We start from the raw sequence: 20,435 nt of genomic DNA on the forward strand, positions 1-20,435 counted from the left end.
CACATAAGCACTACTTGCAGAAGTAGCAAAAATCAAAATAGAAGAACTTGTTTTATTGAAATAGAAAAAGCACGAAGATCTAGAGGACCTAGTTCGTACTTTTTCTGTCTGTTGTTGAAATATTTTACTCTTCTGAGCGTTTTTTCTTTTTTTGATAATAGACTGGGATACCTATCAAGGTAACACCTATACCGATCAATGCTAATTTCGTTTGCGTCATCATCGTCATACCTAAAATGAAAATAGCGCCGAGAATCGCAATAATCGGAACGATTGGATAAAGTGGTACTTTATATGGACGTGGCAATTCCGGCGCTTTTTTTCTTAAAATAAAGACACCGATAAAAATCAGTAAACTGAATAGCCACATCACAAAAATCAACATGTCTGTTAAAAAGTCGAAAGAACCAAGGCTCATCATAATACAAGCTACTGCTAACTGGAAAATCGCAGGAACATAAGGAACCGTAAACTTATTTGAAAGCTTTGTCAGCTGTTTACTGAAAGGTAGCTCGTCTTCTAAAGCCATCGCATAAGGCACACGGATCCCAGTTAGTGTATAACCGTTCAATGCACCGTATACCGAGATCAAGATCCCAATAGTGACCAGCTTTCCACCGATTCCCCCAAAAATTACGTCTGATGCTTCAGAAGCTGCATTCAAATTACCGGCAAGATGATCAATCGGCAAAGTTTTCAAAAAAACAAAATTGATCAATAAATAAACGACTGTTACAAAACTCAAACCAAGAATAATTGCTTTAGGCAAATCTTTTTCCGGCCGTTTCATTTCCCCTGCCATTGCACCGACACCTAACCAGCCGTCATAAGCAAACAACGTTGCTAACAACGCACTGCTCAATCCTTCGACAAAAGTAACATCTTTTCCAGCTTCGATTGGAAATAACTGGACAGTTCCTTGTCCTGGGGTCAATAATCCCCATATGACAATCACAGCAATTGGTATTAATTTAACAATCAACGTCACTGATTGTACAGAAGCACCGACTTTTGTCCCTAACAAATTCAACCCTGTCACAGAAACAGCGGTGATCACTGCAATCAACAAAAGATAATCGGTAGATAATTGTAATAAGTTCGTCAATTGTGTCGCAAAGATAATCGATAATGCAGCAATATTAGCAGGAAAGTAAATCAAGCTTTGCGCCCATCCTAATAAAAAGCTGGGCAATTTTCCATACGCAGCTTCAATATATTTTACAGCTCCACCAGTTTCCGGGATTGCTGTAGCTAATTCAGCCACTGTCAATCCAGCACAGATCGTTAAGAAACCACCCAAAAGCCAAGCTAGCAATGTCAAACTTGTAGACTGAGTACTAGCAGTAACAGCAGCAGTTTTGAAGAAGACGCCTGCACCGATCACGGTTCCCATAACGGTAGCTAATGCGCCAAACAGATTGATTTCTCGTTTTAGTTTGCCTTTCATTCCCATCCTCTTTCTTCTTTGAAATTTGGTATAATTTTCAGTATAACTGAGAATATTTTAATTTACCATTCTTTTTTCTCCACTTTCAGTGAAAAACTCCCTCTTAAGACGGATGTATTTCTTTTTTATTTTTCGTATACTAAACCTACCTTTTCCACGAAGGAGGAACAGTTTATGGATTTTAAGCGTTCTTATCCGAAATTAGCAGATTATTTATCCAACCGGGTCGATTTTTCCCGTAAAGAACAACAGCAGTCCCGTTGGCATTGGTTCACATTAATTTTATTTGGATTAATGACTGTTGCAACGTTATCACAAAAACTAATATTGCTGACTGTGTTCATCGCAATCGTTGCATTGATCAAAGGTCCTGTGATGATCTTGTGGGGGATGTTGTATTCCTTTTTGGTTGGGCTTTTTCCGCCTATCGGTATTTTGCTTTCAGCGATTTTCTTTTTATTGAATATCGGAACATTTACAAAGAACTGGCGGATGACCTTAGTTGGGATCTATTTTTATTTCTATCCTTTTGGAGTGATGGCACTTAGTGAAGTCATGCATTGGGATAATCATTGGTTTATAGCTGGCTCCTTGCTTTTAGGGTTGATCTTGTTACACGTGATGTTGACAAAGCTCTATCAACATTATGGTATCGGACGTACGATTTTCTGGTATGTCTTTTCGATCCCATTTGCACTGCTTACTGCTCTCTTACCAAGCCGTTTGAAGACAAAAATAAAAGGTTACCATAAAATCAAGTGATAGGATTTTTACAAAATAAAGAAAACAATCATCAAAGTCAAAACCGATGATTGTTTTTTTATCTATATTTTCAATCACACATATAAGAACACAAACTAATTGAACATAAAGTGATAGAACTTAGAATTAACACATCAACGCTACTGTTAGATATAAATATAGATGTAACAAAGTCATTGCATTCAAACTTTATGAATGTAAGGATAATAAAAAAGAGTACCAGATGAATCAATTAAAATCTGCCCGACCCTTTATCATTATGCTTTTTTTCTGTTTTTACGATTCCTATCCTATTAGTATTATTCTAAATTAACAAAAATCAGCGAAGCTCGTACTTCTTTTTCTAGGATTTATTTTGGATAGTTCTCTGTTTCTGTATTATATGATTGGCTTCGAGTAATAAGAAGGAATTTACGAAAATTGCTTCTCAAATTTCGGAAAAAGGGGGTATGACACAACTAGTGTCATACCCCCTTTGAATTTCTATGCGATTTCTGAGCCATTTGGCATGGATTTTGGTGCTTCGATCACTTGTAAAGAGCCATCTGGTGCTTCTGCAGAAAGGATCATTCCTTGACTGATTTGTCCACGCATCTTTCGTGGTTTCAGATTTGCTACAATGACGACTTTTTTCCCGATCAATTCGCTTGGATCAGGATAAAATTCAGCGATTCCTGACAAGATTTGACGGTCTTGGCTGTCTCCAGCATCTAGTCGGAATTGCAGCAACTTATCTGCCCCTTCTACTTTTTGACAGTTGATGACTTCTGCTACTTTTAGTTCTACTTTTTCAAATACATCAAATTTGATTTGTTTTTCTTTCGTTGAAACAAGTTCTGTTTCTTCTGGATCCCATTTGACTGTATCTTCGTTTGTTTGAGTACCTTCAGACATTTTTTCTTGAATAAAAGCAACTTCTTCTTCCATATCTAAACGTGGGAAGATTGGTGTACCTTTTGCAACTACTTTTGTTCCTGAAGGAAATTCGCCAAAGTGTAATCCTTCAAGATTCATTGTTTCAGAGTCCAATCCTAGTTGATTGAAGATCTTCTCTGGCGTTTCTGTCATGATTGGCTGAAGTAATATCGCTGCGATACGCAAAGATTCAGCTAAATGGATCATGACACTATTCAATTCAGCTTTCTTTTCTTCGTCTTTTGCTAATACCCATGGTTCTGTTTCATCAATGTATTTATTTGCACGAGAAATCAGCACCCAGATTTCAGCCAACGCTGTATTGAATTCCATTTTTTCCATTGCATCATGGTAACGTCCGACAACGTTAGCAGCCGTCGTAGACAGTTCACTGTCAAATGGAGTGACAAGTGAGGCATAGTCAGGAACGAGTCCATCACAATATTTGTTGATCATAGCAATCGTTCGATTCAATAAGTTCCCTAGATCATTTGCCAGATCATAATTGACACGGGAAACAAAATCTTCTGGCGTAAAGACACCATCTGACCCAAACGGAACAGCACGAAGCAAATAATAACGAAGTGCATCTAAACCATAACGTTCCACAAGCATTTCAGGATAAACGACATTTCCTTTTGATTTAGACATTTTTCCGTCTTTCATCAATAGCCAGCCATGCCCAAATACTTTTTTAGGTAGAGGCAAATCAAGAGCCATCAACATGATTGGCCAATAGATCGTATGGAAGCGAACGATTTCTTTACCGACCATCTGAACATCTGCAGGCCAGTATTTTTCGAATAGACTTTCATCTTCGGAGCCATATCCTAGTGCAGTAATATAATTGGATAATGCATCGATCCATACATACACCACATGTTTCGGATCACTCTTGACTGGTACCCCCCAAGTAAAGGTTGTTCTTGAAACTGCAAGATCTTCTAATCCTGGTTTGATAAAGTTGTTGATCATTTCGTTTTTACGAGATTCTGGCTGGATGAATTCGGGATGTTCTTCATAGTATTCCAACAGACGGTCTGCGTATTTGCTCATGCGGAAGAAGTATGATTCTTCTTTTACCAATTCTACTTCGTGTCCACTTGGCGCTTTACCACCGATCACATTACCTTCGTCATCTTTGTACACTTCTGCAAGTTGTGTTTCTGTAAAGAATTCTTCGTCAGAAACAGAGTACCAGCCTTCATATTCACCTAAGTAAATATCTCCCTGTTCTAATAAACGATCAAATATTTTTTGAACAGCTGCTTTATGGTAATCATCTGTCGTTCGAATGAATTTATCATAACTGATATCAAGCGTTTTCCATAATTTCTTGACATCAGCCGCCATTTTATCTACATATTCTTGCGGTTTTACACCTAGTTCTTCTGCTTTTGTTTCGATTTTTTGACCATGTTCATCCACTCCAGTAAGATAAAACACATCAAAGCCCATCAACCGTTTATAACGAGCAATTGCGTCACATGCAATCGTAGTATACGAGTTGCCGATATGAAGTTTGCCGCTTGGATAATAGATTGGCGTAGTGATATAAAAAGTTTCCTTTTCTGCCACGGGGCTCTTCCTCCTTTATCGCATGATGCGAATTCGTTTCCTTGCTAGTATACCATAAAAAAAGCATGCTGTTAGCTTTTTTTCAAAATGAAAAAGACTGGATAAACGACTTCTATCTACGTTCAATCTATCCTTTAAAAGGATGAATAGGTTGAATAAATGCAGGTTTTTGTTTTGTTTCATATCTAGTAAAAAACGGCTTTTTATTTCTCCTCTCACACATGGTATAATAAAGACTATCTATCTTAGTAAGGGACTGGAACAATCATGCAGAAGAAACATCTTTTTTTTACACTTAGTATTGCTTTTCTTTCATTAGCACATTTAATATTCAGCTATTTTTATATTCGTATGTATGGTTATTTTAACCTCCATGGGCATTTGAACAGTTTTATGACAGCAGCTTGGATTTTGCGTTTTATCATTGACGTATATATCGTTATTTGTGGCTTCTTTGCCATTCGTGAAGAGCGGTATAAAGTATTGCCGTTTTATCTGCTTTTCTTTTTATTCAATCTCATACTTCCATTTATTTTTCATATTTAAATGATAACCTAGATTTTCCAAGTAAATCCTTGGTTTTTTTTCAGAGTCTGCTACAATAAGGTAAAAAGTACTTTTACTGTCAATGGAGGTGGTCAGATGAACCGTTTTGCTTCTAAAGAAGAAGAAAAATTATATTATGAACATGAAGCTAGTGAAGAAGAATTTCTTAACTGGTATCAAAAACAGGAACGTCCAGAATATGACAAGCCCTCTTTGACTGTCGATATCGTACTGATGTGCTATAACAAAGAAGAAGATCAGCTGAAAGTTTTGTTGATCCAAAGAAAAGGGCATCCTTATCGAAATTCATGGGCATTGCCTGGTGGCTTTGTCCAAAAGGATGAGTCAACTGGAGAAAGCGTCTTAAGAGAAACAAAGGAAGAAACTGGTGTGGTTATTTCAAAAGAAAATATTGAGCAACTGCATACATTCAGTACGCCTAATCGAGATCCGCGAGGCTGGGTCGTCACAGTCAGCTACTTAGCCTTTATTGGAGAAGAACCGCTAATCGCCGGAGATGATGCCAAGGAAGTACGCTGGTTCACACTAGAACGTCATAGTAACAAGATCCATTTATCTAGCGGAGAAGTGGCTATCTCGCTTGATTTAGTCACTGGAGAGTCTTCTGGCAAAGATACTTTGGCTTTTGACCATAGTCAAATCATCTTGAAAGCATTCAACCGTGTAGTCAATAAAATGGAACACGAGCCGCAAGTTCTACAAGTTTTAGGTAAAGATTTCACGATTACGGAAGCTCGAAAAGTATTTGCTAAATTCTTAGGGATCGATTATAAAACGATCGATCATTCCAATTTTAAGAAAGCTATGCTCCAATATTTCGATGAGATCGGTGAACGTCCTGTAGGAATCGGCCGTCCTTCAAAAATCTATCAGCTCAAGCCGGGGCACCATGAATAAGGTTGTGAACAAAAGATTCAGACCTAATCATTCAAGAAAAAACGCAAAAACAACTCTTTGCGAGTTACGTTTTTTGTTTCAGAATTTTGATGTATTCGTAAACTTTCTGAATAAAAAATTAACAATAGCAGAAAAAGCTCGTACGAACTTTTTCTGCTATTGTTTTATTGGTTTGTCATAATTAGTGAGCTTTTCTTCAAAAGAAAAATTCCTAGAAACAAAAGTCATTAAGACTTTTTATTAACAAGGCGAACCCTAACGCTCCTATCAGTTTCATTCATTTTTTATCCCTTGATAACCGAATGTCTGCCCATTTCTTCTACTACTTGGCTCTTTCTTACGGAATTGCTTTCTTCTGCTCCGTCGGTATTGATCAAAAGAAATTTTTTATTATACCATTGGGACTTATAACGCAATTTTGTTATTAATTTATGCCAGTCATGAATAGAAAAATCAGCATGTGCTTCTTCTTTTGGAAAAGATTCTACAAATAAGTAGTCATATTGTTTGACCAATTTCCCAGATAATTGTTCAAGATAATCTTCTCGCTGGTTCTTTTGTTTCAGATAAAGATCCATTACTTTTCTCTTTTGTTTCTGATAATTGCTTGCCTGATCTAACCTGATCTTTCTATGGTGAGCGGAGCGGACTTTCACATTCAATTTCCGCTGTGCATGTTGCAGCTTTTCTTCTGTCTGGTGAAATTTTGGTAAAGTTACTTCTAGAGGACGAGATGTTTGGATCAATGTCTTCGGATGATAGGCGATCCCGATCCATTTAGCTAAAGATTCTTTTTTTACTGACGAAACATCACAAAGTAGTGCGACATAAAATTCTTCATTATATCGAGCAGAAATCGTAGCGGAGCGAATCGATCCTTCAACTGGCCGATGCTGATTTATTTTGATTAGTTCTTTTTGTTTTGGTAACTTTAAGTAGCCATTTTCCAGATAGATCGTACGGGTTTGGTTGTTGGTCGTATAAGATTGCCACATACTTTTTTTCGTTTTAAGCTTTGGGAAGCTGGCACGTCCCTTGAAATAATTGCGAAAAGCCCGATCCAAATTAAGCTGTGCATTTGCTAAAGCAAGACTGTCTACTTCTTTTAAGAATGGGTATTCTTTTTTTAATGTAGCGGGTGTAAGCGAAAAATTGGCTACTCCTGTTTGTTGCCAACTTTTCTGCCGCTTTTTCAGCAAATGGTTATAGGTAAATCGAGCACATCCAAAAGTACGAATCAATTGCTGTTTTTGTTCTTCTGTCGGATACATACGGAATTTAAAAGCTTTTAGCATCTATGTCCCTCCTAGTTAGCAACCAGAAGAGATTCCTTTTGTCGTTTTAGTTTTTTTGCGTAATATGGGACTTCCTGCTCAGTTGCATAGACAAAATGTTCTGGTGCGATTTCACGAAGTTGACGTACTTGTCCGTCATCTGGTTCAGGTTGATATTTGATTCTTCTGCGTTTTCTCTCATGGTCTGGATCTGGTAGAGGAATAGCAGATAACAAACTTTCTGTATAAGGATGGACACCGTGATTATAGATTTCATCACTTGTTCCCATCTCTAATAACAAGCCGTTATGCATTACACCGATTCGGTCACTAATATGTTTAACCATCGACAAATCATGTGCAATAAATAGATAGGTCAATTGATGTTCTTTTTGGAGATCTTGCAACAAATTGACCACTTGGGCTTGGATCGACACATCTAGTGCAGAAATTGGTTCATCACAAATGATAAAACGCGGTTTTACTGCCAATGCTCGTGCAATACCAATACGCTGGCGTTGCCCACCTGAAAATTCATGAGGATAACGAGTACCGTGGCTTGGATTCAATCCAACAGTTCTCAATAGATCATCGACTTTTTTTGCACGCTCTTCAGATGATTTAGCTAGTCCATTAACATCAATTCCTTCGGCGATAATATCTCTGACTTTCATCCGAGGATTCAACGAAGCATATGGATCTTGGAAAATCATCTGAACATCATGCCGGAATTTCGTCAAACCTTTTTTATCTTTGATCTTCGTTATATCTTGACCGTCGAATAATATCTCACCATCAGTAGGTTCATTCAAGCGAATGATCGTACGGCCAGTAGTGGATTTTCCGCTTCCAGATTCTCCAACTAAACCGAATGTTTCTCCTTCATAGATGTGAAAGCTGATGTCATTTACAGCATGTACTTCATTCTTTTTTCCTACATTGAAATACTGTTTCAATCCTTTAACTTCAAGTAGTTTATTTGGCATCAGCAATTCCTCCTTGACCGTAAGTATGTTTTTGTTTCTCTTTAAAGATAGCCCAGCGACGTTGGATTTCTTCTGGCGGTGTCACTTTGGGTGCCTGCGGAGCAAGTAGCCAAGTTGCTGCCTTGTGTGTTTTTGATAGTTCAAAAAATGGTGGTTCTTGTTCTGCATCGATTTTCATCGCGAATTCATTTCTTGGATAGAATGCGTCTCCTTTTGGCGGGTTCAATAAATCCGGTGGAGAACCAGGAATAGCATACAATCGATCGTTCGCACTATCTAATGTCGGCATTGAACCAAGCAGTCCCCAAGTATAGGGATGTTGCGGGTTGTAGAAAATTTCTTCCGATGTTCCAACTTCAACGATTCTTCCTCCATACATGACAGCGACACGATCAGCGACATTCGCTACTACACCAAGGTCATGAGTGATAAAGATAATTGATGTATCGATTTTTGTCTGAATTTCTTTCAGCAGCTCCAAAATCTGTGCTTGAATAGTCACATCAAGCGCTGTTGTAGGTTCATCAGCAATCAGGATTTCCGGATAACATACCAGTGCAATCGCGATCACGATCCGTTGACGCTGACCTCCTGAGAACTGATGTGGATAACTGTTGATACGTTTCTCAGCTTCGGGTATTCCAACTAATTTAAGCAATTCTAATGCAGCTTTTTGTCCCTCTTTTTTTGAAACTTTATTATGCTTTCTAAGGGACTCAGCGACTTGCTTCCCAATGGGCATCGTCGGATCTAAAGAGGTCATTGGATCTTGGAAAATCATCGCTATTTCTTTACCACGGATTTTTTGCATCTCTCTTTCTGATTTTCCAACGATATCGTTACCTTTAAAGAGGATTTGACCAGCATCTATATTGGCGTTGCTTGACAGCAAGCGCATGATGCTTCTGGTCGTCACTGATTTTCCACTTCCAGATTCCCCAACGATCGCCAATGTTTCTCCTTTATTCAAATGAAAATTGACACCGCGAATCGCTCGTACCTTTCCAGCATACGTATCAAAAGAGATTTCTAAGTCTTTCACTTCTAAAATTTTCGTCATCGTCTTCACTCTTTCATTTTAGGATCAAAGGCATCACGCAATCCATCAGCAAGTAAGTTAAAGCCAATCATGATAACCGATAAAGTTACTGCCGGAATCCATAATAGATAAGGCAGATACAGGAATGTCTTGTACCCTTCGCTCAACATCGTTCCTAATGAAGCTGACGGAGGCGTAAGACCTAAACCGATAAAGCTTAAAAAGGCTTCGAAGAAAATAGCAGATGGAATACTAAACATCATTTGAATAATAATGACACTAGAGATATTCGGCAAAATATGTTTGAATGCAATTTTCATTCTTGATTCACCTAATGTCAATCCAGCTAAAACATATTCTTGATCTTTTAATTTCATTGTTTGTGCACGAACGATACGTGCCATTGGTATCCAGTTTGTGATGGCCATAGCAGCCACGATTGAAAAAATTCCTGGTTCAAAAACGACCAACATCAAAATCATGACAACGAGGTTTGGAATTCCTGATAAGATTTCCAAAAAACGTTGCATCACGTTATCGACACGTCCGCCTAACAAACCAGAAACCAACCCGTAAGCTACACCAATCGTTACATCTAGTAATGCAGCAATAAATGCGATCAGCAACGAGATTCTCGTTCCCATAAATAAGCGGCTTAATACATCACGTCCCAAACCATCTGTTCCTAAAAAGAAATTTACGTTTGAAGGGACGTTTGCTTGAGCATATTTATCAACAAGTTCACCACCGACCATTGCTTTTCCATTCAATCCATCGATATTGATTCCCGGAATACGAGGAGGCAAATTGATATAAGCCACGTTTTGGGCAGTTGGATCATGAGGAGAAACAAAGATTGTGATCACAGAGATCAAAATGATGACCAATAGTAAAACCATTGAAATAACGGCAGCTTTGTTTTTCTTTAAACGGCGCCATGAATCTTGGATAAAATTCAAAGAAGGTGCAGTAATCTGTTCACGTTCTTCTTCGGTATTTTTTTGTAATGGAAGAAACTCATCCGCAGGGATATCTGCGACTGTTTCATAACGCTTTGGTATCATTTCCATTTATCCTCGGCTCCCTTCTGAAACACGAATTCTTGGATCAACTAGACCGTACAACAGATCCACGATCAAAATAACAAAGATCAGCATAAATGAGTAAAGGATCGTTACAGCCATGATCGTAGGATAATCATTTGTTGTGATTGACTTAACGAATTGTTCCCCGATACCAGGAATAGCAAAGATATTTTCTACCACCAGTGATCCGGTCATCAATGCTACAGCTAACGGTCCTAATAAAGTCATCAATGGAATCAAACTATTTCGAAGACCATGTTTAAAGGCGATTTCCCAACGGCTCAATCCTTTTGCTTTTGCTAATTCCACATAATCACTATGCAGTACTTCCACCATTTCCGTACGGATAAACCGAGCAGAGTCAGCAAGCGGCGACATGGCCAACGCAATTGTTGGTAAGATTGTGTACACAAAGCCATCCCATTTTGCGATTGGCAAAACTTGTAATTTGATTGCAAAGATATATTGTAATAAAACAGCAAATACAAAGTTTGGAATGGAACGACCTAATATCGCTACGAGTGTAGAAGATGTATCTGCCCATGTATTTTGCTTCATGGCAGAGATCGTTCCTAAAATCGTTCCTAGGACTGTTCCAAAGATAATTGCCTGTAAACCTAACTGCAAGGATGGTCCGATTCTTCCAGCTAACAAATGTGCGACTGGCTGGTTTTTAAATTGGAAGGAAATTCCAAAATCTCCTTGAAGCAAATTAGAAAGATAAATCCCATATTGTACGATAACTGGTTTATCCAAACCGACTTGTTTATTTAGCATCTCAATTGTTTCAGGACTCAAACGTTCCTGATTGGTATATGGCGTGCCCGGCAGCAATTGCATCAAGAAAAAGGTGATTGTTGCAATTAACCAAAGCGTGATGATCATGAAAAAGACACGTTTTAATACATATTTGATATAACTATTCACTAATGTTTCCCCCTAGCTTTTGACTTCTGACAGATGTTTCGCTACATTATTAGATAATGAACCAAAAATAAAGGAGCAATCAAATGAAAAAAAAATCTATCCCCTACGCAGTAGCTTTTCTACTGATTCTGGTTATTTTAATAAAAAATCTCATCAACCATTCCTTTACACTCATTCAATTATCTAATGATCTATTCTTATGGTCATTGCCGTTTCTGATTATCGGCGGTTTTTTATGGGTCTTTTCTTCGGGTTTCTTCGATCATTTTCAGCGATCGGTCCATCTTGCACGAACAAGGAACCGAAAGAAAAAACCAGAATTTTCCTCGCTCTCGTCTGCCAGCTACGGTATGTACAGCTTTTGGCTGATCATTGCCGGAATACTAATTGCTCTTTCTGCTATTTTCATGCTTTTTTCTTTGTTAGGATAAGTGAATATGAGAACGAGGTTGCGACATTTGCCGCAGCCTCGTTTTTTCTCATGCTCACGGTATTAACGATTATTCTTCAACGTATGTCCATTTGTAATCCCATGAAGCGCCTGCCGCATGGTGAACGATACCTTTGATTTTTTCATTCACTAGGTGACCTTCTGCTTTTTGGTACACCGGAACGACACCCATATCATCAGAGATGATCTTGATTGCTTTTTGGAAATCATCCCAACGGGCTTGTTCATCGCCAGCGTCTGTTGATGAAGCTGCTTTAACTGCTTCGTCATATTCTGCATTGCTCCAGCGACCACGGTTGTATGAATTACCTGTGACAAACAAATCAGTAAAGCTGCTTGGGTCTGCATAGTCAGCAGCCCATCCGCCTAGTACTGCGTCAAAATCACCCGAAGTTGAGCGGTCAAGACGTACAGAGAATGGAACAGGTGTTGGTTTGACTGTTACGCCATCCAAGTTTTCTTGGATTGAGTTTTGAACATATTCGATTACTTTTTTCGATGAATCATCATCAGAAGCCATCAAATCAAATTCTAAAGAATCAACGCCCAATTCTTTTTTCGCTTTTTCCCAATATTCTTTTGCTTTATCTTTGTCATAAGAAACTAATTTTCCAGCTTCTTTTGCAAAGTCTTCGTTCGTTGTTGGACTTTTTACCATATCTGATGGGATCAATCCTGTAGAGACAACTGATCCGTCACCTAGTACTTGTTTTACTAAAGCTTCACGATCGATAGAATAAGAAATAGCTTTTCTTAGGTTCACATTGTTGAATGGTGAATTCTTTTCACGTTGATTGAATTCGATATAGCTTGTCCGCGCTTCTTTAACAGAAGTATAAGCTGGATCGTTTGCGTTTTGCTGTGCTAACTCACCAGACAAGATCACGTCATCTGCTTGGCCATCTTTGAATAAGTTCAATGCAGTAGAAGATTCTTTTACTACACTGACTTTGATTTCAGAAAGTTTTACTGTATCTTTGTCCCAGTAATGGTCATTTTTCTTATAAGTCCATTCTGTATCTGTTCCTGGTCCATCAAAATCTTCTAATGTGAATGGTCCATTATAAACAGCTTTATCACTTGCAGATGCATAGGCATCCCCATTTTCTTCCACTACGGATTGTTTTTGTGGGAAAAATGATGGGAAAGCAAGCAGATATTGGAAATATGGTGTTTGTTTCGTCAATTTGATTTCTAATTCATAGTCACCAACTGCTTTGATCCCTAGTTCTGATTTATCTTTCTTTCCAGCTGTGATGTCTTCTGCATTTTCAACTGGCGCATACAGGTAAGCATATTCAGAAGCTGTAGCTGGGTCTACTGTTCGTTGCCAGCCATAAACGTAATCCGCTGCTGTAACAGGATCACCATTTGACCATTTTGCGTCTTCTCGTAATTTGATTTTGTAAGTTAATCCGTCTTCACTGACTTCTGCCAACTCTCTAGCTCCTGCCGGCTGTGGTTTGCTGTCTTCATCAAGACGGTAAATTCCTTCATAAACGTTATTCAATGCTGTAAAACTGATTGTATCTGTTGCAACTGATAAGTCAGCTGTAGGCATTTCTTGAGGCACGACTAAGTTAAATACGCCTCCTCCATCTGCTGAACCGCTTTTTGCTGAACTACTGTTGCTTGTGGCTGAACTGCCGCCATAACATCCAGCAAGTACAAGGCCGCATACCGCAACCAAACCAAATGTAAATTTCTTTTTCATTTTACGTACCCCTTTATTGGAATTTTCAGAATAATTAATATTTTCTGAAGTTGTTTAAGAGTTTAATGAATAATTATTAAAAAATCAATACTTTTTTTTGTCTTTTTCATAAAATAATGATTTTTTCGTGAGGTTTCAAGGAATTTTTCAGAAAAAATAGCTTTGTACAAGGTTTTCCATGGTCTTCCAAAAGCCATTAAATAATTTTCGTTATATTGTCTATTATTGCCATACAAAGATAAAAAAGAATAAATAAAAAGAAACTGTGACAAAAGTCTTGTCACAGTCCCTTATTCCGAATAAACGGTGTTCAAAAGCTTGCATCTGCGGTAATAAGCCCAACCAAACGAAAAATAGGAGGAGCTATTTTTGTTTGGCTGTTCTTATTACTTGATGCAGGACAGCTTTTTCACAACCTCTGGTACACGGTGTTCCAAAAGTAGCTTCTTCGGAAATAAGTTGGAATTTCACAAAAATTCAAGAAGTAATTTTCGTAAATTCCTTCTTATTTCTTGAAGCTGATTACTTCTGTCACAACCTCTTTTTATTATTGAGAATCTGGTCGAGGAATAATCGTTTTTGCCATCCAAATATCCGGTTTGTCCCAGCCATTTGCATTTGGTAAGACACCTACGATTTTATAACCTAATTTTTCATAGAATTCATACGGATGTTCACGAAGGTTCTGGATGGAAGCCACTTTATCAAATGTATGCTCATACAGGTCCGTTTGACTTAACGTTGTTCCATGGTCTAAATCATCCGTACCTAAATAAATCGTGATTCCTCCTCTGGAAGCTACTTCTTTTTCTAAGTAATTGACTAATCGAGTACCTATTTGGTTCTTTCGTCGGGAGCTTTCTACAACTAATGGATGCAATTCCCAACCTGTGATACCGTATTGAGGGATTGCACCAATAAATCCTACTAACTCATCTTGGTCTACCGCTGCTACCGCGATTCGTTCTGGATTCATCATTTCTTCTACTTCTTCTGCCGAGCTGTCTCCATATTCTTCCGGCCAAGTCAGTCTCAGTAAATCAGAAAGCTGATCTTTCAATACTGGATTATTACGGTCAAATTCACTGATTATCATACGTCTTCCCCCTTGTTCTTGCTTATTCTAACAGTCCTTTTGAAAAAACGAAATGTTCTCGCTCAAAAATCTTTAGCTACCAATCAGTATCTCTATTCTTTCATTATTTATCTTACTTATAAAATAAAAAAATTATACAGAAACACTTTATTCAAAATAGGAAAGATCAGGAAAGCCATCAATTGGAGGAAAAAACTCTGTTTGTTCATCATGATATAGATTATCTTTTGCTTTAAAAAAAACCAATTATGAATTGACAAATAAAACCTGTTTTCATATAATAATCTTAATTTTTAGAATTTTTAGATAATTACAAAAAAGCAAAGGGAATCGGTAGAAATACTAAGAGGAACAAAAATACATTATTGTCGTTTTCAATGTTTTTGTACTTGTTCGTTTTTAGGATACTTATTGATGATTTCAAGGTGTTCATGCCACCTTATTCATCACTTATCCTCTCTTAGGTTCACCTCTACTCCATCTACAGCCGCAGTCAGATCGATCACTCTTTAAAATTTTAACCCGTTTCAACGAAGAAAGAAGGAAATGAATATGAATCAAAGTGTTTTCTTACCAAATTATACCATTGGAACAGATGCGTATGAAAAAGCAAATGGAATCGTCAAAGAATATGGGACAAAAGTAGTGCTGATTGGAGGGAAGACTGCACTTTCAAAGGCAGAAAACAAAATAAAAGTAGCTTTGACACAGGAAATAGAGGTTGTCGCCAGTCTCTGGTACGGGGGTAATTCAACTTATGGAAATATTGAACAGTTGATCCAGCATGAAAGTGTCCAAAAAGCAGATGTCCTGTTTGCAGTCGGTGGTGGCCGTGCTTGCGATACTGTAAAAGTCATTGGTGAAAAACTAGCTAAACCAGTCTTCACCTTTCCCACTATTGGTTCGAACTGTTCGCCCGTCACTGCGGTATGTGTCATCTATAACGAAGAAGGCGTAATGGACGGACTCTTCTTTCCTTCAAAACCACCTGTACACACCTTCATTGATACAGCAATTATTGCCGAAGCACCTGATAAATACTTATGGGCAGGTATTGGCGATGCTTTATCCAAAGAAGTCGAATCTACTTTTTCTGCTCGTGGCGATGATCTAGGCTACACGGATAGATTAGGAATCCAAATCGGAAAAATGTGCATTGATCGTCTCTTGACTTATGGTACGCAAGCATTGAAAGATAGTGCCGACGATCGTCCCTCATATGCAATTGAACAAGTCGTTTCGGATATCATTGTTACTACCGGATTGGTTTCTGTTTTAGTTAACAATAACTATAATTCTGCTATGGCACACTCATTCTATTACGGTACGACTGTTCTAGAAAAAATGGAGGGATACCTTCACGGAGCATCTGTCAGTTATGGTGTACTGACCTTATTGATGATGGATCAGCAGTTCGATTTGTTTGATAAAATCTATGTGTTTATGAAAAAGAACCAACTTCCAGTATCGTTAACCGACATGAATCTCAATGTCACGACCGATTTAGAAGCAATCTTAGATAAAGCCATGGCAACAAATGATATTAAACATGTGCCTTATGAAATCACCCGAGAAAAATTTAAACAGGCCATTCTTGACGTAGAAACTTATCATGCTACACAAGAAAGCCAGCAAGGATATAAGAAAATCAGTTAAATAATTGCTAAAACCCCCATCAAGCAGGCTGTCATCAAATTGAGGACATTTCTTTGCTTGATGAGGGTTTTTCTTGTCAAAAAAAGCTTTATAGCTTTCGCTATAGAATCTTTTCTCTTATTTAAGTTGAACAGTTCCTTAATTAAGAAAACTGCTCCTTTTATGGTAATTGAAAAAACGAGTAGGCTACGATTATTTGGCAACTGTTTTTTTCATTTGCTTGCTTCGCAATTGTCCGCAAGCTGCATCAATATCTGTACCATGTTCTTTACGTATCACACAGTTTACGCCGTTTTTCTTCAATACATCATAAAATCTCAATACATCAGCTTTTGGACTGCGAGAATATTGATCATGTTCACTGACTGGATTATATGGAATCAAGTTGACATATGCTAATTTTTTCTTATCTTTTAATAGATCTGCTAATTGTTGTGCATGCTCTGGTCTATCATTTACTTGATTCAACATGATATATTCAAACGTGATTCGACGGTTTGTTTTCTCTAAATACTCATCCACAGCTTCCATCAATTTCTCAATTGGGAAACTTCGGTTGATCCGCATGATCGATGTTCGCACCTCATTATTCGGCGCGTGCAAGGAAATAGCCAGATTGACTTGCAAGCCGTTATTAGCGAATTCCTTGATTTTGTGTGCTAATCCACTAGTGGAAACTGTAATGTGCCGAGCACCAATTGCCAATCCTTTGGCATCATTGATGATATGCAAAAAGTCCATTACATTGTCGTAATTATCAAATGGCTCACCGATCCCCATTACAACGACATGTGAAACGCGTTCGCCAAGATTGCGCTCATCAAAATAATGTTGGACCATCATGATCTGCGCAACAATTTCTCCAGCAGTCAGATCACGGTTCTTTTTGAGCAGCCCGCTTGCACAAAATGTACAGCCGATATTACATCCTACTTGTGTCGTCACACAAACTGACAAGCCATATTCTTGTCTCATCAGTACAGTCTCAATCATGTTTTTATCAGGGAGTTCAAACAAATATTTTACTGTACCGTCCGAAGCTTCTTGGACGACCATCTGTTTTAGAGGATTGATGATAAAATGCTCCGATAATTTTTCGATCAATTGTTTCGATAGATTCGTCATTTCTGTGAAATTACTTACACGTTTTTGATACAACCATTCCCAAACTTGGGCAGCTCGGAATTTTTTCTCGCCGTTTTCTATAAACCAATTGATTAATTCTTCATTCGTCAAGCCATAAATGGACTGTTTTTCCAAAGTATTTTCCCTCTTTTTCTCAAAGTTTCGCTACATACTATACATGATTCATTTCCTTAATGCAATACTTCACAAATAAATCGAATAGAACTTTAATCTCACAAAAACTAAAAAGACAAGACATCATACCGTATTAGAAAAGATGGAAAAAAACCATTTTTTCTTTTGGTATCATCATGCCTTGTCTTTTTATTGGTTATTCGTTTTTCAACCCTTCATCACACAAGTTTTACATGTCATTATCGTCCGGCAACGTTTCTGATGTTTCTTCCTGCTCAATGAATACTTTCCGAGGCTTGCTTCCTTCTGACGGGCCAACAACTCCATGAGCTTCCAGTTCATCTACTAAACGTGCTGCTCGGTTGTAACCGATCCGAAATCTTCTTTGGAGAAGGGAAATACTTGCCGTTTGCATTTCAATGACAAGTGCTTTTGCTTCTTCAAACAGCTCATCTTGTGGCTGTTCTGGAGCACCTGTCGTTTCAACTTCATCTGTCGGCATCATTTTCTCTTCATAATGAGCTTCTTGCTGATCTGTAACAAATTGAACGACCCGTTCTACTTCGTGGTCAGAAATGAATGCTCCTTGCACACGGATCGGTTTATTCTCACCCATTGGCAAGAATAGCATATCTCCTCGCCCTAAGAGCTTTTCTGCCCCATTAGAATCAATGATCGTCCGAGAATCTGTACCGCTTGATACCGCAAATGCCATTCTGGAAGGTACATTTGCTTTGATGATTCCTGTGATAACATCCACACTTGGACGTTGAGTAGCTAGGATCATATGAATCCCCGCTGCCCGAGCCATTTGCGCTAAACGAATAATCGCATCTTCAACTTCATTGCTGGCTACCATCATCAAATCAGCTAATTCATCTACGATCACTACGATGAATGGTAAGGTTGGATGTTTCGTTCCGTTTTCCAAGTTTTTCTGTTGAACAAATTCATTGTAACCAGAAATATTTCTTACTCCGGTTGCCGCGAATTTTTCATATCGTTCTTCCATTTCTTGTACTACTTTTTGTAAGGCTTGCGCTGCTTTTCTAGGGTTCGTCACGACCGGCGTCAACAGATGAGGTATGCCGTTGTACATATTCAATTCAACCATTTTCGGATCGATCATCATCAGTTTTACTTCATGGGGCTTAGCACGCATTAATATACTTGTGATGATCCCATTAATTGCTACTGACTTCCCACTACCAGTCGAACCAGCCACGAGTAAGTGAGGCATCTTCGAAAGATCAGCCGTTTGTACCCGTCCAGAAACATCACGTCCTAAAGGTACTTCTAGTAATTTATCTGGGTGGTTTGGTTGTGCTTCGATGATTTCTCTAAAGGAAACCATACTGATCTTTCCATTTGGTACTTCAATACCAATCAGTGATTTACCTGGAATCGGTGCTTCCATCCGGACATCTTTCGCCGCTAAAGCAAGCGCGATATCATCTGTTAAGTTCACAATTTTACTTACTTTTACCCCTACAGCCGGCTGGACTTCGAATTTTGTGACGGATGGTCCTAAGCTGGCTTTGACGACCTTGGCATCGACACCGAAACTTTGGAAAGTTTGTTCTAATACGCCGATATTTTTTTCAATTTTTTTATACTCATCACTTTGATCCACAGTTGGTATAGAATCAAGCAAATCAACTGTCGGTAATTCATAGTCTTGGTTTTCCTGTTCTGCTTCAATCTCAAATTCTAATGAGGTACCGTCATCCTCTGGCAACTCATCTGAAAAACCTTCTGCTGTATTGGTCTGTTTTGGTGTATCTGGTACTGGTTTCTCTAGATTCGCAGGATGGATATTTTCTTGAAAACTGTCGATTGGAACAAAACTTAGCTGCTCCGGCTCTGTATTTTCTGGTTCCTGCCATTCATCAGCAGTATTTTCCCTTTGCTGGCTCACCGCTTTTTTCTTCTCATATTCTGCAGCTTCTTTTTCTGCAGCTTCTTTTGCAGCTAAGCGCCTTGCTTCTTTCGCTTCTGCGCGCTGTTTCATTCTCTCTTCCTTTGCCGCTTGCTTTCGAGCTTGCTTGGCAGGATCACCTTCCAATAATCCCTGTACTCGTTCTCCAATTGATTGGATACTATTTAACAGCTGATAGCCTTCCAGATTACTGAACAGGAATGCTCCTCCTGCCAGTAATAGCACTGCTGCTAAATAACTTCCAGGCTGTGCAATCAAGAAGTAAGTAAAATGATAAAGGATTGCTCCAATCATCCCACCACCAACGTTATTGTCTACTTGACTTTGTTTTATATCACTGGCTAACAAATCCCATGTCGTCCCCATGATATTTGGTTCCCCAGTATGGAGTTTGCCAAATAAATGGGCATGTAACAATAATAAGATACCGAAATAAAAGAGTATGCCGCCAAACCAGCGTCGGTTTTTACCAATTGAAAACTCTGTATTCTTAATGACAATCCAAAATCCTAAGACGGCTAATAAAAGACAGAGGATTTGGTAAGTATTTCCTGCAATGATCCGAAAGCCGTTTGCAATCAATATTCCTAAAAAACCTAATTTTAAAAAGCCGAAGACAGCAAATAAAATCAAGGTAAACCCAACACCAATCGTCAGCATTTGTTCCTGCTGCTGTTTTTGCTTTTTCGTTTTTTTCGTCTTTTTCCTTTTTTTAGTAGGCCGTTTCTTTTGTGCCATTTATTATCCCTCATTTCATCAAGTTTCATTATACAAAAAAAAGCAAGGGAACTAAAGTTTTGTTTGAAAGAACTGACGCTTTCTTTCATTTTTCAGCTTGTTTT

17 protein-coding genes and 1 pseudogene are annotated in these 20,435 nt (G+C 38.3%); 6 read left to right on the forward strand and 12 right to left on the reverse strand.

Features of this window, described 5'->3' with window-relative positions; genetic code table 11:
* Nucleotides 1-124 precede the first annotated feature (124 nt).
* On the reverse strand, nucleotides 125-1,447 hold the full coding sequence (locus RG571_RS05335; protein ID WP_131774282.1) for an APC family permease: 1,323 nt from the start codon (nucleotides 1,445-1,447) through the stop codon (nucleotides 125-127).
* A gap of 174 nt (nucleotides 1,448-1,621) precedes the next feature.
* On the opposite strand from RG571_RS05335, the gene RG571_RS05340 reads away from it, so the two are divergent.
* Entirely contained in the window at nucleotides 1,622-2,209 is a 588-nt protein-coding gene (locus RG571_RS05340; RefSeq protein WP_002307249.1) for a hypothetical protein, read from the forward strand.
* A gap of 483 nt (nucleotides 2,210-2,692) precedes the next feature.
* Here the strand turns inward: RG571_RS05340 and metG are convergent, their stop codons facing one another.
* Nucleotides 2,693-4,702 (reverse strand): methionine--tRNA ligase, encoded by a 2,010-nt coding sequence (metG, locus tag RG571_RS05345; RefSeq protein WP_002289325.1) that lies wholly within the window; start codon nucleotides 4,700-4,702, stop codon nucleotides 2,693-2,695.
* A 267-nt stretch (nucleotides 4,703-4,969) separates the two neighbouring features.
* On the opposite strand from metG, the gene RG571_RS05350 reads away from it, so the two are divergent.
* Nucleotides 4,970-5,248, forward strand: coding sequence for a hypothetical protein (locus RG571_RS05350; protein WP_002289337.1), 279 nt, complete (start codon nucleotides 4,970-4,972; stop codon nucleotides 5,246-5,248).
* A 96-nt stretch (nucleotides 5,249-5,344) separates the two neighbouring features.
* The gene (locus tag RG571_RS05355) at nucleotides 5,345-6,166 is read left to right on the forward strand and encodes an NUDIX hydrolase (protein ID WP_002293995.1); all 822 of its coding nucleotides are present in this window, start codon (nucleotides 5,345-5,347) and stop codon (nucleotides 6,164-6,166) included.
* A gap of 284 nt (nucleotides 6,167-6,450) precedes the next feature.
* Here the strand turns inward: RG571_RS05355 and RG571_RS05360 are convergent, their stop codons facing one another.
* The 5 genes from RG571_RS05360 to opp3b are packed head-to-tail and all read right to left on the reverse strand — an operon-like array spanning nucleotide 6,451 to nucleotide 11,477.
* Nucleotides 6,451-7,461 (reverse strand): RNA-guided endonuclease TnpB family protein, encoded by a 1,011-nt coding sequence (locus RG571_RS05360; RefSeq protein ID WP_002319647.1) that lies wholly within the window; start codon nucleotides 7,459-7,461, stop codon nucleotides 6,451-6,453.
* An 11-nt stretch (nucleotides 7,462-7,472) separates the two neighbouring features.
* Nucleotides 7,473-8,426: an ABC transporter ATP-binding protein gene (locus tag RG571_RS05365; protein ID WP_002289330.1), complete on the reverse strand. Its 954-nt coding sequence runs from the start codon at nucleotides 8,424-8,426 to the stop codon at nucleotides 7,473-7,475.
* Entirely contained in the window at nucleotides 8,416-9,486 is a 1,071-nt protein-coding gene (locus RG571_RS05370) for an ABC transporter ATP-binding protein (RefSeq protein ID WP_002289332.1), read from the reverse strand. Before RG571_RS05370 ends, RG571_RS05365 begins: the two co-directional genes overlap by 11 nt.
* Nucleotides 9,487-9,491: 5 nt before the next feature.
* Nucleotides 9,492-10,535 (reverse strand): ABC transporter permease, encoded by a 1,044-nt coding sequence (locus RG571_RS05375; RefSeq protein ID WP_002293994.1) that lies wholly within the window; start codon nucleotides 10,533-10,535, stop codon nucleotides 9,492-9,494.
* Nucleotides 10,536-11,477, reverse strand: a complete 942-nt coding sequence (opp3b, locus tag RG571_RS05380) for an oligopeptide ABC transporter permease (protein WP_002293573.1) — start codon at nucleotides 11,475-11,477, stop codon at nucleotides 10,536-10,538. It lies immediately after the preceding gene.
* A gap of 83 nt (nucleotides 11,478-11,560) precedes the next feature.
* Here opp3b and RG571_RS05385 point away from each other — a divergent pair, with 83 nt between their 5' ends.
* Nucleotides 11,561-11,908, forward strand: a complete 348-nt coding sequence (locus RG571_RS05385; protein ID WP_002293992.1) for a DUF3899 domain-containing protein — start codon at nucleotides 11,561-11,563, stop codon at nucleotides 11,906-11,908.
* A gap of 69 nt (nucleotides 11,909-11,977) precedes the next feature.
* On the opposite strand, the gene RG571_RS05390 is transcribed toward RG571_RS05385, so the two are convergent.
* Nucleotides 11,978-13,642, reverse strand: coding sequence for a peptide ABC transporter substrate-binding protein (locus RG571_RS05390; RefSeq protein ID WP_002339749.1), 1,665 nt, complete (start codon nucleotides 13,640-13,642; stop codon nucleotides 11,978-11,980).
* 178 nt (nucleotides 13,643-13,820) lie between these two features.
* Between RG571_RS05390 and RG571_RS05395 the strand changes: the two are divergent.
* Nucleotides 13,821-13,895: pseudogene (locus tag RG571_RS05395) on the forward strand (ribonuclease P); the annotation flags it as partial.
* A 294-nt stretch (nucleotides 13,896-14,189) separates the two neighbouring features.
* Here RG571_RS05395 and aac(6') read toward each other — a convergent pair.
* Nucleotides 14,190-14,738: an aminoglycoside N-acetyltransferase AAC(6')-Ii gene (gene aac(6'), locus RG571_RS05400; RefSeq protein ID WP_002293989.1), complete on the reverse strand. Its 549-nt coding sequence runs from the start codon at nucleotides 14,736-14,738 to the stop codon at nucleotides 14,190-14,192.
* A 552-nt stretch (nucleotides 14,739-15,290) separates the two neighbouring features.
* Here aac(6') and RG571_RS05405 point away from each other — a divergent pair.
* Nucleotides 15,291-16,394, forward strand: coding sequence for an iron-containing alcohol dehydrogenase family protein (locus RG571_RS05405; protein WP_002339745.1), 1,104 nt, complete (start codon nucleotides 15,291-15,293; stop codon nucleotides 16,392-16,394).
* Here the strand turns inward: RG571_RS05405 and RG571_RS05410 are convergent.
* The 3 genes from RG571_RS05410 to RG571_RS05420 form a co-directional block, all read right to left on the reverse strand.
* Nucleotides 16,391-16,597, reverse strand: coding sequence for a hypothetical protein (locus RG571_RS05410; RefSeq protein WP_002307236.1), 207 nt, complete (start codon nucleotides 16,595-16,597; stop codon nucleotides 16,391-16,393). The genes RG571_RS05405 and RG571_RS05410 overlap by 4 nt on opposite strands.
* Nucleotides 16,587-17,654 (reverse strand): 23S rRNA (adenine(2503)-C(2))-methyltransferase RlmN, encoded by a 1,068-nt coding sequence (rlmN, locus tag RG571_RS05415; RefSeq protein WP_002293986.1) that lies wholly within the window; start codon nucleotides 17,652-17,654, stop codon nucleotides 16,587-16,589. The genes RG571_RS05410 and rlmN overlap by 11 nt, the downstream gene beginning before the upstream one ends.
* Before the next feature lie 229 nt (nucleotides 17,655-17,883).
* Nucleotides 17,884-20,331, reverse strand: a complete 2,448-nt coding sequence (locus RG571_RS05420; protein ID WP_002377145.1) for a DNA translocase FtsK — start codon at nucleotides 20,329-20,331, stop codon at nucleotides 17,884-17,886.
* Nucleotides 20,332-20,435 lie beyond the last annotated feature (104 nt).

It is taken from the genome of Enterococcus sp. FR204, assembly GCF_031143325.1.
GTDB lineage: Bacteria > Bacillota > Bacilli > Lactobacillales > Enterococcaceae > Enterococcus_B > Enterococcus_B faecium.